Genomic DNA, 16,364 nt, shown 5'->3' with positions numbered 1-16,364 from the left:
CATGCTGCTTTCCTATCTTCTCAATCTCGGGTACGCGTGTGCGGCCCTCGCGCTCACGACGATAGGCCTGGCCATCGTGTTCGGCCTGCTGGGCGTGCTGAACATGGCGCATGGCGAGTTCATCATGCTCGGCGCGTACTCGGTTGTCGTCGTGCAGCGTCTCGGGTTACCTGCCTTGCTTGCCATACCTTTGGCGATCGTCGTATGCGCCGCCGTCGGATGGATCGTCGAACGCCTGCTGGTGCGTCCTTTGTATCAGCGGCCATTCGATACCTTGCTCGCAACCTGGGGCGTTTCGATCCTGCTGCGCGAAGGCGTGGTCGCATTGTTCGGAAAGGGTTACCAGGACGTGGCCGGTGTGGATGGCGCATCGATCGATGTCCTGGGCACGCCGTATCCGGCATTCCGACTCGCGATGATGTTCGCGGTGGGCCTCGCATTCGCCGGGCTCGCGGCATGGTACAGCCGCAGCCAGACGGGCGCGCGGATCCGGGGCATGGTCGCGAATCCCCTTCTTGCGAAGGCGGCCGGCATCAACACGACGCGACTGGCCAGCGGCACTTTCGTCACGGGTGTGGTGCTGGCCGGACTGGCGGGGGTACTGCTCGCACCGATCGTGCGGGTCGAGCCGTACATGGGCCTCGACTATCTGCTCAATTCGTTTTTCGTGCTCGTCGTCGGTGGCCTGGGCAGCTTGCTCGGTCTCGCGGTAGGCACGTTCGTCATCGGTGGAACGCAGGTCGCGGTGTCGAGTTTCATCGATCAGACGTCGGGTTATACGGCTGTTCTGATCCTGTCCATCTATTTCTTGTGGAGTCGCCCAAATGGCCTCGTCTCGCGCCGTTGAAACGGCCCTCCAGGTTGCCACGGCGGCGATTCTTCTGAGCTTGCCGCTGTGGGCCGGCGACTACAGCGCAAACCAGATCGGGCTGCTGTTGCTGTATGGAATGGCGACGCAAAGCGTTGCCTTGTGCTGGGGGAATTCGGGTTTCTTGCCGCTCGGCCAAAGTCTGTTCTTCGGGCTGGGCGCGTATGTCAGCGCGTTTGTATTGCGCTCCGCGGGCGCGGCCGGCGGCGAATGGCAGATCATTCTGCTTCCGCTTGCCATAGCGGCGCCGGCGGCGCTGGCCTATGCGATCGGATTCATCGTCTTTTCGCGCCGGATCGACAGCGGGCCGTTTTTTTCGTTGATTACTCTCGCGTTGTGCATGTTGGGGTTTCTGCTGGCCAATCAATGGAGCAGCGTGACCGGCGGTTTCAACGGGCTCACCGATATCCCCGATCTGCCGATGACCGACCGGTATGGAAATCTGTATTACGTGATCGCAGCGGCTGCGGTCGGGGTCACGGCACTGATCACTTGGCTGAACCGCAGACCGATCGGGACGCTCTGGGCAGCGATCTCGGAGAATGAAGATCGCCTCCAGTTTTTTGGATTTGCGACGCACAAGCTGAAGGCGGCCGCTTTCGGCCTCTCGGGCGCGATCGCGGGTTTGGGCGGCGCCCTGTATGCGCCGCACGAGGGTCTGGTCGGTCCGCAGGCGGTCGGCGTGGCATTGTCGGCGCAGTTCGTCATCTGGGCGGCCGTCGGCGGAAAGCGCAGTCCATTGGGCGCGCAACTCGGCGCCGTCGTGATCGGACTGCTCGCCGCGACGTGGCGTGACCTGTTCACCTATTGGGAAGTGCTGGTCGCGCTGATTTTCATCGGTGTGGTGCGGCTCTTTCCCGATGGCCTGGCCGGCGCGGCGGCCGCGCTTGCGCGCATGGCCGGTCTGCACGTCGCGAACCCCATTCCGGAGAAACGGATCGATGCGCACGACATCGCGACGATCGACCTGCGACCGGCTCAATCCACGCTGCTCAGTTTCAGGAAGGTGGAAGTCAGCCAGGGCGGCGTCAACATTCTCAACGGGCTTGATCTCGAGGTGGGAGCAGGGGGCGTCAATTGTTTCATTGGTCCCAACGGCGCAGGGAAGACGTCGACGTTCAACGCAATGACGGGCCGCTTGCCGGTTCGTTCCGGTGAAATCCACTTTCGCGGGGCCGAGATTTCGTCCTCGCCGGCGTGGCAGGTCGCCCGACTGGGCGTCGGCCGCAAGTTCCAGATTCCGTCGGTTTTTGCGCAGTTGTCCGTCAACGAGAATCTTCAGATCGCGCTGTGGGCGAACCGGATCCGTCCTCGAGAGATGATGGCCGCGGCGCCGCTGCATTGGAATTCGCTTCAACGCGTTCGCACACTCGAAAAATTCGGATTTCTCGAATCGAATATGGCCGTTCGTGCGGGGGATCTTTCTCAAGGGATGCGCCAGATGCTGGAGTTCGCGATGGTGGCGATCACCGAGCCGCGTCTTTTGCTGCTCGACGAACCGTGCGCCGGTCTCTCGGCGCACGAAACCCGTCACATGATGGACGCGATCACGTCGACCGTGAGCGAACTGGACGCGTCGGCCATCGTGATCGAGCACGACATGAGCGCACTCGAAAAGATCGCCGACAACGTGGTGGTCCTGCATCAGGGCAGAAGCCTCGCGGTCGGATCTTTGGCACAGGTCAAGATGTCGGAAGACGTCAAGGCCGTCTACTCGGGAGGAAGAAAGTGAGCGAGCGCCGGGGAGAAGCCATGCTGAGGTTTTCGTCGATCGTCGCTGGCTACGGCGACACGATGGTGCTCAAGGGGATCAGCGGCGAGGTGGCCGCAGGTAGCGTACTGGGCGTATTCGGCCGCAACGGCGTGGGCAAGTCGACGCTCATGCGCGCTTTGGCCGGCATCATCCAGCCCGCGTCCGGTACGGTCACCGTCAACGGCGGCGAAGTGGGCAAAGTGCCGTCGCATCAACGGCGACGTTTGGGGATGAGCTATGCGCCGCAGGAGCGGGTCGTCTTCGACAATTTGAGCGTCGCGGACAACCTGACACTCGGATTCAAGACCCGAAGCCTGGACGCATACGACGATCTCTTCCGGATTTTCCCGCGGCTGAAGGAACGCTTGTTCCAACCGGCCGGGAAGTTGAGCGGTGGTGAAAAAAAGTTACTTTCCTTCGCCAGGGTCATCGCAGAGCGTTCGCCTCTCACGCTGATCGACGAGCCGTCGGAAGGTGTTCAGCAGGAGAATCTGGAGCGGATGGTGTCGGTCATCCGGTCTCGAATCGCGGACGGAGCGGCGTTCGTGGTCGTCGAGCAGAATCTGACGTTTCTCACGTCGATCGCCGACCATTTCATCGGTCTGGATCATGGAGAGGTCGTGCTGTCGGGCGACTCGATTGATATGTCTCGCGACCGGCTCGAAGCCGTGTTGGCGGTTTAGTCTCCCGTTATCGGACGACTTGCCGCGTCGTGCGTACGTGGCCGTCGACCGCGCCGTTCAATCGTCATGACGGTGCGGTCGTTCCGGCCGCGGCGACGCAGGCAGCAAGCTCCGCGCGGTTGGAGAATCCCTTCTTGTCCATGATCCGCCGCAAATGGGTGCGCACGGTCGACAGGCTGATGCAGAGAAGACGGCCGATATCCTGATCGGTACAACCCTTTGCAACGAGTTGGGCGATCTCGCTCTCACGGTCCGTGAGCCCTGTCGTGCTGCCTGCCCGACGTTTGATCGCGCGGCAAAGGAACGGCTCGATCGCATCGAGCACGAGTTTGTCGCGCATCTCGAACTCAGGCCGATTCCTCGTTCGCCAGATTCTCAGGTCGCTGAGTTGGCGCTCGCCGTCGAAGACAAACACGTTGATCCCGTGATGCAAACCATCCTGCGCGAGAAACTCGTTGTAGAACTCGCTTTTCTCCAGTGCGGGCCGGTCCATCACTTCCTCCACCAACGTGGCCCTGCGTCTCTTGCAGAGCTGCGCCGTCATCGGGTCATTGTGCTGGTACCAGCTCGTGTAGCGACGCACGTGATCCGAGTCGACGTTGACCGCGATCGGGTCGACATAGGCTCCTTTTTCGGCATCCCAGTTGTAGGAGACGCAGAAATCGGATCGCAGCAGCCGGGTCAAGTCTGACAAAACGACGCGCCTGACGTCCACCACCGGTCCGAGCTCTTCGAGCCGTCCGATGATGTCGCCGAAAAGTCGGAGTTCGTCGAGCGTGAGATCGTGAACTTGTGGCTTCAAGGGTGCCTCATCGGTGGGAAGAATCAGGAGACAGCATGCGTGACAGCCTTGAAAGACTGGTTCGCATTACACACCAAGCATAGCAGCGCAAAAATTCCTGATCAGCAACGAACTTCGCTGCCTCTGTCCGTCCGTTGTATTCATGCCGCAGTCAGGTCCACTGCCTATTGCAGATCGAAAGGGATGCGGACCTCTGAGTGTCGTGAGCGCGGGCTCAGGCCAAGGTTTCCCTGTCGATATTTCTAACGATGGGGCTCAAAAAACGCTGCCCATAGAGTAGACGTGCAGTGGGAAGCGGACGTGCTGAGACGGTTCGTTGTAGCGAGGCAAGCGGGAGGATTCCCCGGAGACGCCTGCCCATTGACCAAACGATTCCGATGCATTTCCGGCGGGACGTTTTCCTCAGTCATTTTCGTCAACGAAAGCTACGCCATAAAATTAGGAAAACTATATGAATACGGTCATCAAGCGAAGCATGGTGGTGTGCGCCGCGGTTGGGTGTGGCGTGGCACATGCGCAGTCGTCAGTGACGCTGTACGGGCTGATGGATGCCGGCATCACGTACACGAACAATGCGAAATCGAGCACCGGACATGGTGCGCTCGTGCAGTTTACGTCTGGGTCCTCGCAGGGAGATCGTTGGGGGCTGACGGGTAAAGAGGATCTGGGTGGCGGGCTTAAGGCGATCTTCACGCTCGAAAGCGGTTTTCAACTTTCCAACGGCGCGTTGGCGCAGAGCGGGCTGTTGTTCAATCGCGCAGCCTTCGTCGGCCTCGATGGGCGCTTCGGCACGCTGACGCTCGGGCGGCAATACGACTTCATCGGCGATATTTTCCCGGCATACTCGATTGCGGGCAACACGGCGGCGGGCATTTTGGGCTGGGGAATCCCGGCGTATGCGGCTGGCGGGTATACGCTCGATAACCGACTGTGGGGCGACAACATCAATAACTCGGTGAAGTATCTGTCGCCCACGATTTCGGGTTTCAGTGTCGGCGCCATGTATGGTTTCGGCAATGTCGCCGGCTCGTTGGGCACCAACAGCTCGATGAATTTTCTGCTGAACTACAGCCAAGGCGGGCTCGCCGCATCGCTGTCGTATTTCAAGCAGCATAACGCGACGACTTCCGCGAATTTGACCGAGTACGCCGGTGGCGCAACTTACAGCCTGGGGAAAGCCCAGATATTCGGTGTAGTGACCGATGTCCAGCTGAGCAGCGGGACCCAGGCGCGGGCTCTGACCTATGACGGCGGCATGACTTACTTTGTCAGGCCCGATATCTCGCTCGGAGCAGGGTTCCAGTTTCAACAGCGCAACAACGGGGTTGGCAGCGCGAATCAGATAACCGTCGGCGCGGACTACTTCATTTCCAAGCGAACGGACGTTTATTTCGTTGGCGCGCTCGCACACGATCATGCACACGGCGCTCAAATCGAGGCAGCGCTTGGGTCGCCGTCCAGCACGAGTTTTCAGACCGCGGCGCGGATCGGCATTCGGCACAAGTTCTGACGGTTGCGGGTCGAGAACGATGGCGAACAGCGTGGGGCGCCGACTGGGATGTCGTGCGGCGGCTGATCGAACTCGGTGCCCGCACCGATACGCCCAAGGCAGCGGTCGGGCTGGTCGGGATATTCAAGAGTCCCCGCGCCACCTTGCCGGACAGCCCGATATACCCCTTCAAAGTGAAGGTATGGTTGGTCTCGATGGCGCGCCAGGACGAAGCGCCAGATTTTGCACCCGAAGGACACGGTTCCGCGAAATCAAAAACTTACTATGCCATTGATTCGCAATGAAATTTGTGACGAAGCCGCCCGATTTTGCACGAAAAGGACGATTACCCCGATGAAGGGCACGATCCGCGAGTGCAGGAGCATATTGCGCGCCTGCCCATGCGGCGGACGACATTCCCGATGGTCACAGCCTGCCGAGCGTTTCATTGCGGCGCCGCATCGTGTGTCTGCAGCCTGAGCCGATCCATCAGCCGCCCGGCGTCGAACGGCGCCTGCGTTTTCGTGTCGTTGTCGAAATAGCAGTACACGTCGCGCGTCGCGGCGCGCGGCGGTTGCAGCGCCGGCGCGGCGAGACGCGCATCGTCCGGCTGCGTGCCCCGGCTCCACGCTTCGATTCTGCGCGCCCATCGTTCGAGCGCCGCATCGGCGTATTCGCCCGAATACTTCGTTTCGGTGCCGTGCAGCCGGATGTAGACGAAGCGTGCGCTCAGATCCTCGAACTGCGGCCACGCCTCGGTCGAATCCGACACGACGAGCGCGACCTTGTGGCGGCGCAGCAGCTTCACGAACGCCGGGTCCACGAAGCTGTCGTGCCGCACTTCCACCGCATGACGCAACGCTCGCTTGCGGTCGATCTGCAGATACGGTTCACGCACTCGCGCATCGTGCCGTCGAGCGAGCGCGAGCGCCGCTTCCGTGTCGGGCGGCAGCAAGCTCAGGAAGCGTTCCATGTGCGCCGGATCGAAACGCAGCGACGGCGGAAATTGCCACAGCAGCGGCCCCAGCTTGTCCTTCAGTGCGAACAGCCCCTGAGCGAAAAAATTCGCGCACGCGGTCGTGGCCGTTTCGCCGCGAAAGCGCAGCATGTGCGTCAGGTAGCGCGAGCCTTTCACGCTGAACACGAACCCGGGCGGTGTGTCGGCGTACCAGCGTCGCCAACTGTCAGGTGCTTGCAAGCTGTAATGCGTGCCGTTGATCTCGATCGTCTGCATGCGGCCCGATGCATACCGCAGCTCGCTGGCCTGCTTCAGGTCGGCGGGATAGAACGTCCCTCGCCAGCCGGGGTAGCGCCAGCCTGAAATGCCGATGTGAATCCTGCCGGATGTGCGTGTCACGTCGATGCCCGGCTGCGCCGGGTCCCTGATAGCGGTCCGGGCGACGAGCAATCTGCGTGCCTCCGCCTTCGTCGATTTGATTTTTTTAAAGACCGCGCCACGTTCGGCCGGTATGATCGCTGCGCTCGCGAACGGCGCGACAGGACGGTGCATCCCGACGCTCCACGCATCACTGCCTTCGCCAGCACGGCAATCACGACACCACCGGACGGACCCCGGCGACCCATGGTCCGCCGATCCGGCCGAACGGGCCAACCCAGCACGACGGAGTATCGAAACGATGTGGATGGAGACAGGGACGGGGCGGCGCGCGCGGGCGATCGCGGCAGGCGGAGCGTGGTGTATGGCCGCCGCGGGCGCGGCGCACGCGCAGGCATCGGCGCCGGGCGCGGCGGTGGCGGTGCTGCCGACCATCGACGTGCGAGGTCCGGCCGATGCTGCTTCGTCCATCGGGCTGGTCGGGCGGCGCACCGCCACCGGCACCAAGACCGACACGCCGGTCGACGAGATTCCGCAAACGCTCAACCTCGTGACCGCGCAACAGATCGACATGACCGGCGCGGCCGACCTGAACCAGGCGTTGCGCTACGTGCCGGGTTTCGCGACGTTCGGCGCCGACAGCCGCACCGACTGGTATGCGGCGCTGCGCGGCTTCACGCCGACGCTGTACGTCGACGGACTGCCGGCGCCGAACACGGCCGTGATCGCGAACTGGCGCGTCGATCCGTACACGATCGACTCGATCGCGGTGCTGCGCGGGCCGACGTCGGTGCTGTACGGCGCGGGCGAGCCGGGTGCGATCGTCAACGCGCATACGAAGCTCGCCGACGGCGAGCGCGTGCGCGAAGCCGGCGTGCAGATCGGCAACGATGCGCGCAAGCAAGCCATGCTCGACGTCGGCGACAGGCTCGATCCGGATGGCAAGTACGCCTACCGATTCGTCGGCGTCGCGCGCGACGGCAACGCGGTGACCGGCCCGAACGGCGACCGCCGCGTCGCGCTCGCGCCGTCGTTCCGGTGGCGGCCGAACGCCGACACGTCGCTGACGCTTTCCGCGACGTTCCTGCAGGACAGCGGCGACATCTCGTCGAACTTCCTGCCCGCATCGGGCACGGTACTGCCGAACCCGAACGGCCGCCTGTCGCAGGACCTCTACATGGGCGACCCGTCGTTCAACGACTACCGCAAGAAGCAATGGTCGCTCGGCTACGCGCTGGAACACCGCGTGAATGCGATCTGGTCGTTGCACCAGGACGTGCGCTGGTCGCACCTGTCGCTCGACGATGCGACGGTGTTCGGCAACGGCCTCGCGCCCCGCAGCACGACGAACATGATGCGTTTCGCGGGGCTGTTCCAGCTCAACTACAGCCGGTTCGACATCGACAACCACGCGCAGGCGCGCTTCGGCACGGGGTCGCTCGAACACACGCTGCTGTTCGGCGCGCAGTTCGACCGGCAGACGACGACCAACAGCGTATGGCTCGCGCTCGCGCCGTCGCTCGACCTGTACCACCCCGTCTATCGGCCCGTGACGGCCGCGATCTTCGCCGGCCCGACGTCGCTCGGCCACGTCGATCAGTACACCGCGATGAACGGCGTCGGCGTGTACGCGCAGGACCAGATCCGCTGGCAGCGCTGGACGCTGACGCTCGGCGGCCGCGAGGATGTCGTGAATGCGCGCTTCGACGACCGCACCGCCGGCACGCACGCGCAGCAGGACGTCAGTGCATTCTCCGGACGCGTCGGGCTCACCTATCGCGGCGACGCCGGATTGTCGCCTTACGTCAGCTATTCGACGTCGTTCGATCCCGTCATCGGCGTGCGGATGTTCGGCGGCGGCTTGCCGAAACCGACCCGCGGCACGCAGACGGAGGCCGGGCTGCGCTGGCAGCCGCCCGGCCGGAACCTGATGCTGAACGCGGCCGTGTATCAGATCGACCAGACCAACGTCGTGACGCCGACGCCGGTCAATCTCGACCCGACCGCCACGACGTCGGTGCAGACCGGCAAGGTGCGCTCGCGCGGCATCGAGCTGAGCGCGGTCGGCAAGGTGACGCACGGGCTGTCGATCGTCGCGTCGTATGCGTATCAGGACGTCAAGAACGTGCAGGCGAACGACGTATCGCTGAATCACTGGCCGGTGTCCGTGCCGCTGCCGCGGCAGATGGCGTCGATGTGGGCCGACTGGACCTGGCATACGGGCGCGCTGGCGGGCCTCGGCGTCGGCGGCGGCGTGCGCTACCAGAGCGCGTCGGCGGGCGCGCCCGACAATTCGCTGACGGTGCCGAGCGTGACCCTTTACGACCTCGCGATCCATTACGACCTGCCGCGCTGGCGTTTCGCGGTGAACGTCGCGAACCTGTTCGACCGGCGCTATGTGAGCGGCTGCCAGTCGTACGCCGTGTGCGTGTTCGGCAACGAGCGGACCGTGCTGGCCAGCGCGAAATACAACTGGTAAGCGCACTCGTGTTGCATCGGCCTACGCACGGCGTTGCGGCTGCCGGGCCGCGGCGCGCGCGCCCGCGTGGCCCTGGCGGCGCCATTCGGTCGGCGTGATGCCGAACCGTTCGCGAAAGGCGGTCGCGAAATTGGCCGGCGTGGAAAAGCCGATTTCCTTCGCGATGCTGGCGATGCTGAGCGAGGTGGAATCCAGCAGATCCTGCGCGATCCGCAGCCGCTCGTAGCGCAGATACTCGAACACCGTCTGGCCGAGATTGTCGCGAAACGCACGCGACAAGCGTTTTTCGTGCGTGCCGACCGCACGCGCCAGTTCTTCCACCGTCGGCGGATCGTTCAGCGTGCGCGACAGGTGGCGGATCGCCGCGCGCACGATGATGTCGTCCTCCTTGCCGCCCGCGGGCGAGCCTTCCGCCGGTTCCGCCGCGGCCGGCCGTTCGCGTTTCGTGCGCGAGAGCTGCACGCGAATCCGCGCGATCACTTCCGCCGGCTCGAACGGTTTCACCACATAGTCGACGCCGCCGATCTCGAGCCCTTCGAGCCGCTCGTGCAATGCGTCGGCCACGGTCAGGAAGATGACCGGGATCGCGCACGTCAGCGGATCGGCGGCGAGCAGACGGCATGCGGTGAAGCCGTCCATGCGCGGCATGCGCACGTCCATCAGGATCAGGTCGGGCATCAGCGCCTGCGCGCGCTGGCACGCCTGCGTGCCGTCGAATGCGATGCTGATCCGGCATCCCGTGCTGCGCAGGATGTCGATCAGCAACCGTAGCTGGTCGGGTTGATCGTCGACGATCAGGATATGTGCGTCGCTTAATGCGGAGATCGATGAAGACATCGTGCACCTGTTGTGAAAAGGCGGTTGACTGCGTTTCCGCGGGTGGCCTGCCCGGTGCGGAGGAAACGTCGGAAGCCGCTCTGTGGCGATGCATCCATTGCATCGCATGCTCGCATCGAATCCGTACAGGGCGGAACCGCGCGGCAGGCAATCGCTCGGCGCATCGCACGGCTTTCGTTGTTTTGATCGCCGAGCCGGTCAAGACGCGAGGGATTGCCGTGCTCGCGTGGAAATGATCGCGACTGCCGGAATCGGTGCGAGCGGAATTGTAGGAGCATATTTCGAATCCGGCCAGACATGGCGGCCCTATTCGCACGATTCACCCTTCACGATTATCGAAAATGGCGGTTTGCGACAGGAGCGTGAAGCGTCGATGTGCGTCAATGCTCGTGGTTTACGCGTATATCCGGCGTAAAAGCGCCGAGTCGGCCGGTTTCGAGGTTGTCTTTTTCAGAAAGTTTTTTAATCGAATCCGCTTTGGCAAAGTATTTATCCGCCCGGTAAAAGATTTTGAATAACGGCGCGGGTGCGAAATCGTTTGCGAGATGAGTGTATTTTACGTAAGTCATTGAATATTTTAGATTTTACAATCTATAAAGAATGTCGGCTTTAATAATTTAATCTCGTGTCTCATAATTCGTCCGAACTTTGAATGACGGGTGGAGCAGGGCAGCGGAAGTGCCGCAAGCGGCGACGGACGTTGTCAGACCCGGGGCCTGCGCATCAATTGATGCTCGTCCAGGCACATGCTCGCCGCAGGGAAATGGAACCCGGTTGCCGGGGATGAAATAAAAGAAGCGTGGTGGGTCGCGGTCGGCGCGACGACAAATCGGGGATGTTCATGACGACGGGTTGAATCTCCGGATTCAGCCGGGGGAAGACTCGTCCATAAGAATCAATACGTATTCCTAATGCAATAGCCGGATTAGCGGAACGGGACGTCGAACCGACGGCATGCCCCGGGCTTTCGAACGCCCTGTCGAAACGAGCGTGCGCGATACGTGTCGTCTCGACAGGGCTTGTGTCCGGGCCGTGGAATTCACTTCCGAGAGAAGTCGCAACCGTAATCGAAGTCGAAGCTGTCAATAAAAGTAAGTAGTCCGTATTCAAACCAGACGCTACACAACGGAGCAGAAGACCATGAAGAGGAAGCAGATTTCGGCGCTCGCCGCCGCGATGTTCGCGGGTGCGGGTGTGCTGATCGCCGGCGCCGCCCACGCGGACAATTTCGTCGACCGCGGCAACCCCGACAACGCGCTGAACGGCCAGTGTATCGACGGCACCAACCCGCTATGCGTGGCAACGAAGAACGGCAGTTACGTGGCGGTCAGCACCGCGAACGTGACGCAGGGCACCAATGCGAAGGCCGGCACCAGCGGCATCGCGATCGGCGACCAGTCGAATGCGAGCAGCAAGGGCGGCACCAGCAGCGGCGGCGCGATCGCGATCGGCGTCGGCTCGCAGGCGCTGGCGAATTCGGCCACCGCGATCGGCACGGTGGCGGTCGCGCAGGGCAATACCGCGCTGGCGATCGGCCGTCAGTCGGCGGCGGTCGGCGATTTCTCGATGGCGCTCGGCAACGTCGCGGATGCGCACGGCACGAGCTCGATCGCGCTCGGCCACTCGGCGCTCGCCAGCGGTGACCGCTCGGTCGCGATCGGCGGCGCGAACCCGACGTCGAGCGACGGCGTATCGGCCGGCGCATCGTATGACGCGGCGACACAGACGCGTGCCGCCGGCACGCAGTCGGTGGCGATCGGCGCCGGCGCGCAGACGAACGACAACAATCAGGTGGCGATCGGCTCGGGCAGCGTCGGCGCGAACAACGGCGGCACGCCGGTGTTCGGCGGCACGGCCGCACCGGTCGGCGGCGCGGTATCGTTCGGCGCGCTCGGCAGCGAACGCCAGCTCAAGAACGTCGCGGCGGGCGCGGCCGATACGGATGCCGTCAACGTCCAGCAACTGAAGAACGTGAACAGTACGCTGAGCACGGGCGTCGGCAATGTCGATGCACGCGTGACGTCGGTCGGCAATTCGTTGTCGACCACGATCTCGAACGTCGACCAGCGCGTGACCAGCGTCGGCAACAGCTTGAGCACGAGCATCGTGACGGCCACCCGGAACGTCGTCAAATACACCGACGACTCGCATGCGGCGATCGCGCTCGACGGCGCCGCCGGCACGACGATCGGCGGCGTGGCAGCCGGCGTGGCCGATACCGACGCGGTCAACGTCGGCCAGTTGAAGGGCAGCCTCACGCCGCTGCAAACGTCCATTTCGACGGCGGCTTCGAACATCACGAACCTGCAGAACAGCGTGACCGGCATCAACGGCTCGCTGAGCACGGCGGCATCGAACATCGCCGGCCTGCAGGCGGCCGATACGCGCAACGTCAAGTACGACGGCGCGAGCGGCTTCGACTCGGTGACGTTCGCCGGCCCCAACGGCACGACGCTGCACAACGTCGCGGACGGCAAGGACACGCACGACGCCGTGAACGTCGGCCAGTTGAACGGCGGCCTTGCATCGCTCAGCACGAGCGTGACGAACAACCTCAGCACGACGCTCGGCAACCTGAGCACGTCGATCACCAGCCAGATCGGCAACGCGACGAAGAACGCGGTGCAGTACGACGACGATGCGCATGGCGGCGTCACGCTCGGCGGCAAGGGCGCAACGGCGCCGGTCGGCCTGCACAACGTCGCGGATGGCGTGGCGGCGGGCGATGCCGTGAACGTCGGCCAGCTCGGCAAGGCGACCGACGCGCTCAACCAGTCGATCACGACCGTCGGCAACCAGGTGACGACGAATACCGGCAACATCGCGGCGCTCCAGCAGGACGCGCTGCAATGGAATCCGGGCCTCGGCGCGTACGATGCGGGCCACGGCGGCCATGGTCCGCAACTGATCAGCAACGTCGCGGCCGGCAAGAGCGGCACCGACGCGGTCAACGTCGATCAACTGAACGCGGCGATTCACGACGGTACGAGCCAACTCGACGCGCTCGCCGTGAAATATGACGATGCAAGCAAGCAGCAGGTATCGCTCGGTGCAGGCAACGGCGGCAATCCGGTGCGCGTGACCAACGTCGCGGCAGGCAACGTCGCGGCCGGCAGTACCGACGCGGTGAACGGCGCGCAACTGCGGCGCGCGACCGACGGCACCGCGGCCGCGCTCGGCGGCGGCGCGACGGCGAACCCGGACGGCTCGATCGGCGCACCGAACTACAAGATCGGCGGCAGTGCGTTCAACAACGTCGGCGACGCGCTGACGAACCTCGACGGCCGGGTCGGCAGCAACACGACGACGCTCGCGAATCACGAAACGCGCATCGACAATGCCGAAACGAATATCGCGGGCAACACGGCGGCGATCGCCGGGCTGCAACAGGATGCGCTGCAATTCGACCCGACGCTCGGCGCGTTCAACGCCGCGCGCGGCGGTGCACCGACGAAGCTGACCAACGTGGCCGACGGCAACGTCGCCGCGGGCAGCACGGATGCGGTCAACGGCGGCCAGTTGTCGGGCGTGAAGACCGCACTCGAACAGCAGATCACCAACGTGTCGAACCAGGCCGGCGAAGCGGTGAAGAACGTCGTCAAGTACGACGTCGACGCGAGCGGCAACCGGCTGAATTCGGTGTCGCTCGTCGGCGGCGACGCCACCTCGGCGGTCGTGCTGAAGAACGTCGCGGCCGGGACCAGCGATACCGACGCGGTGAACGTGAAGCAGTTGAAGGACGTGCAGTCGAACCTGAACCAGCTCGGCGCGCTCGCGGTGCAGTACGACGACAGCTCGAAGAGCACGATCACGCTCGGCGGCGCGGGCGGCACGCGCATCACCAACGTGCAGGCCGGCACGCTGAGCGCCACCAGCACCGATGCGGTGAACGGTTCGCAGCTCTACGCGACCAACCAGCAGGTGTCGAAGAACACGACCGACATTTCCAGCCTGCAAGGCAGCGTGACCAACATCGCGAACGGCAAGGCCGGCCTCGTGCAGCAGCAGGACCCGAACGGCGCGATCACGGTCGGCAAGGATTCGGGCGGCACCAGCGTGAACTTCTCCGGCACGGCGGGCGACCGCGTGCTGACCGGCGTCGCGGCGGGCGTGAACGCGAACGACGCGGTCAACGTGGGCCAGTTCAACGCCGCGCTGCAGAACGTCGCGGCCAACGACAAGATCCGCGCGGCCGCGACCGATGCGAACACCACGTGGATCGCGCGTGCCGATGCGGGGGCGATCGGCTCGACGGCGACCGCGACCGGCAAGAATGCGGTGGCGGTCGGCCAGGGCTCCGTCGCCGATCGCGACAACTCGTTCTCGGTCGGCGCGAAGGGCAGCGAGCGCCAGATCACGAACGTCGCGGCCGGCACGGCGCCGACCGACGCGGTGAACGTGCAGCAGTTGAACGACAACCTCGCGACGGCATCGACGCAGGCGAAGGGGTATACCGACCAGCGCATCGGGCAGGTGTACAACTCGTTCAACGACCTGAAGAAGGACATGTACGGCGGTGTCGCGTCGGCGATGGCGGTGGCGGGCTTGCCGCAGCCGACCGGCGCGGGGCGCTCGATGGTGTCGGCGGCGACGTCGAACTATCACGGCCAGCAGGGCTTCGCGGCCGGCTACTCGTACGTGACGGAGAGCAACCGCTGGGTCGTCAAGGCATCGGTGACGGGCAACACGCGCTCGGACTTCGGCGCGGTGGTCGGCGCGGGTTATCAGTTCTGATGCAGCTCGCGCAGCGTTGAGCGATGCGCGGGTGCCGGGCAACGCATGTCATGTCCGGCACCCGCGGTCGAGCGGTGGCCCGGGGTTCGTTTGCGAATCCCGGGCCGTCGTCGTTTGGCGCCTTCGGCCGACCGGTCATTCCGTATCGACGGCGCCTGTCGCGAATGCGAGTGGCGCCGTCCGCCGCGATCGCCTTCATCGCTCGACTGCCGGCCCCGCAAGGGTTTCGCCCGCGTCCGGCGCAACGTCCAATGCGAGTTGTTGAATGTGAGCCCGCGCTCGTATTCTGAAGTCCTCGGGCGGCACGGCATGGGGCCTGAGCCCACCACCGCATCGGAGAGCACGACCATGACCGAAACGATACCCACGATGAAGCTCAACCACCTGAGCTTCCCCTCTGCCGACACGCTGGCGACGGCCCGATTCTTCGAGCGATACCTCGGCTTCACGATCGCGGGAAGCTGGGACAAATCCTGGATTCTCAAGCGCCCGGGCTTCGACGTCGTGATCGATCACGTCGGCGACGGCGTGCCCGCATGGCCGACCAATTTCCACGTCGGCTTCGAACTGCCGAGCCTCGATGCCGTGCACGCATTGTTCGCGCGCTTCAAGGAAGAGGGCGTTGCAATGGAGACGGACGTGTTCAACAACGGGCGCGGCTCGCGCTTCTTTTGCCGCGCGCCGGGCGGCGTGATGTTCGAACTGAACACGCGTGCGGATGCCGCGCCGGAATATCAGGGCACCTTCGACGATTGACGCGAGGTGGCCGTTGTCGTGCCGCGCTCAGCCGCAGAGGCCGGTGCGGGCCAGCATCTCGATGACTGCGCGGGTACGCGACGGCTTGGTGATTTCCATCCATTTCAGATGCGCGTATTTCGGGTCGTCGCGCAAACCGGCGAACTTGACGCGGTTTTTCGTGAACGTCGTGTACGACCACAGCAGCACCGAGTCGCGCGAACAGAACGCCATCCGCAGCGATTCCCGGTTGCCGTGAGAGAGCCGGGTGCGCATCAGCCCGCGGCCGATCGTGCGCCGCAGCACACGGGAAAACACCGTCCATCGGCCGAAGTTGAGCCACACGACGTGCGTGGCCCGCGACCACAGCACGTCGCGCACCGCGCTGTAGTTTCCGTCGGCGACCCAGCGGTCGCCGGCCGTCACCGCCAGCACCGCATGTTCGAACTGCGCGGGCGGCACGGCGGTCCAGCCCGGGCCCCAGTAGAGCCGATCGAGTTCGATGTATGGGCACGCTGCGGCGGTTGCCAGCGCGCTGGCGAAGGTGGATTTTCCCGATCCGCTCGTTCCGACGACGATGACACGCATGAGTGTGACCACCGGCAAAAAGGTGAGGGCGCGTATTGTGCCCGATGCGCGTGGATGGCC

General features: G+C 64.1%; 12 protein-coding genes. 8 read left to right on the top strand and 4 right to left on the bottom strand.

Features of this window, described 5'->3' with window-relative positions; translation table 11 throughout:
* Position 1 precedes the first annotated feature (1 nt).
* Genes SY91_RS30115 through SY91_RS30105 form a run of 3 tightly spaced genes read left to right on the top strand, consistent with a single transcriptional unit; the run spans position 2 to position 3,304 of the window.
* Positions 2 to 847 (top strand): branched-chain amino acid ABC transporter permease, encoded by an 846-nt coding sequence (locus SY91_RS30115; RefSeq protein ID WP_043886386.1) that lies wholly within the window; start codon positions 2 to 4, stop codon positions 845 to 847.
* Entirely contained in the window at positions 825 to 2,600 is a 1,776-nt protein-coding gene (locus tag SY91_RS30110) for an ABC transporter permease subunit (RefSeq protein ID WP_043886385.1), read from the top strand. Before SY91_RS30115 ends, SY91_RS30110 begins: the two co-directional genes overlap by 23 nt.
* A 20-nt stretch (positions 2,601 to 2,620) precedes the next feature.
* A complete protein-coding gene (locus SY91_RS30105) occupies positions 2,621 to 3,304 on the top strand; it encodes an ABC transporter ATP-binding protein (protein ID WP_023474643.1) in 684 nt (227 codons plus the stop codon).
* A gap of 64 nt (positions 3,305 to 3,368) precedes the next feature.
* Here the strand turns inward: SY91_RS30105 and SY91_RS30100 are convergent, their stop codons facing one another.
* Positions 3,369 to 4,106 (bottom strand): helix-turn-helix transcriptional regulator, encoded by a 738-nt coding sequence (locus SY91_RS30100; protein WP_043886383.1) that lies wholly within the window; start codon positions 4,104 to 4,106, stop codon positions 3,369 to 3,371.
* Between the two features lie 451 nt (positions 4,107 to 4,557).
* Here SY91_RS30100 and SY91_RS30095 point away from each other — a divergent pair, with 451 nt between their 5' ends.
* Together SY91_RS30095 and SY91_RS30090 are read left to right on the top strand one after the other, a co-directional pair.
* On the top strand, positions 4,558 to 5,616 hold the full coding sequence (locus SY91_RS30095; RefSeq protein WP_023474641.1) for a porin: 1,059 nt from the start codon (positions 4,558 to 4,560) through the stop codon (positions 5,614 to 5,616).
* Between the two features lie 53 nt (positions 5,617 to 5,669).
* Positions 5,670 to 5,900 carry a hypothetical protein gene (locus tag SY91_RS30090; RefSeq protein WP_185921496.1) on the top strand — a complete coding sequence of 77 codons (231 nt, stop codon included), beginning with the start codon at positions 5,670 to 5,672 and terminating at the stop codon, positions 5,898 to 5,900.
* A 140-nt stretch (positions 5,901 to 6,040) separates the two neighbouring features.
* Here the strand turns inward: SY91_RS30090 and SY91_RS30085 are convergent, their stop codons facing one another.
* The gene (locus SY91_RS30085) at positions 6,041 to 6,952 is read right to left on the bottom strand and encodes a DUF72 domain-containing protein (RefSeq protein ID WP_043886393.1); all 912 of its coding nucleotides are present in this window, start codon (positions 6,950 to 6,952) and stop codon (positions 6,041 to 6,043) included.
* Positions 6,953 to 7,232: 280 nt separating this feature from the next.
* Between SY91_RS30085 and SY91_RS30080 the strand changes: the two genes are divergently transcribed.
* Positions 7,233 to 9,410: a TonB-dependent siderophore receptor gene (locus SY91_RS30080; protein WP_043886381.1), complete on the top strand. Its 2,178-nt coding sequence runs from the start codon at positions 7,233 to 7,235 to the stop codon at positions 9,408 to 9,410.
* A gap of 21 nt (positions 9,411 to 9,431) precedes the next feature.
* On the opposite strand, the gene SY91_RS30075 is transcribed toward SY91_RS30080, so the two are convergent.
* Positions 9,432 to 10,247, bottom strand: coding sequence for a response regulator (locus SY91_RS30075; RefSeq protein ID WP_023474637.1), 816 nt, complete (start codon positions 10,245 to 10,247; stop codon positions 9,432 to 9,434).
* Positions 10,248 to 11,387: 1,140 nt separating this feature from the next.
* Here SY91_RS30075 and SY91_RS30070 point away from each other — a divergent pair.
* Positions 11,388 to 14,981 (top strand): YadA family autotransporter adhesin, encoded by a 3,594-nt coding sequence (locus SY91_RS30070; protein ID WP_023474635.1) that lies wholly within the window; start codon positions 11,388 to 11,390, stop codon positions 14,979 to 14,981.
* Between the two features lie 348 nt (positions 14,982 to 15,329).
* The gene (locus tag SY91_RS30065; RefSeq protein WP_023474634.1) at positions 15,330 to 15,737 is read left to right on the top strand and encodes a VOC family protein; all 408 of its coding nucleotides are present in this window, start codon (positions 15,330 to 15,332) and stop codon (positions 15,735 to 15,737) included.
* 27 nt (positions 15,738 to 15,764) lie between these two features.
* On the opposite strand, the gene SY91_RS30060 is transcribed toward SY91_RS30065, so the two are convergent.
* The gene (locus SY91_RS30060; RefSeq protein WP_023474633.1) at positions 15,765 to 16,304 is read right to left on the bottom strand and encodes a hypothetical protein; all 540 of its coding nucleotides are present in this window, start codon (positions 16,302 to 16,304) and stop codon (positions 15,765 to 15,767) included.
* Positions 16,305 to 16,364 lie beyond the last annotated feature (60 nt).

The organism is Burkholderia cenocepacia (genome assembly GCF_014211915.1).
GTDB classification, from domain to species: Bacteria; Pseudomonadota; Gammaproteobacteria; order Burkholderiales; family Burkholderiaceae; genus Burkholderia; species Burkholderia orbicola.
The sequence above is the reverse complement of the archived record's forward strand: the minus strand, read 5'-3'. Positions and strand labels throughout refer to the sequence as shown.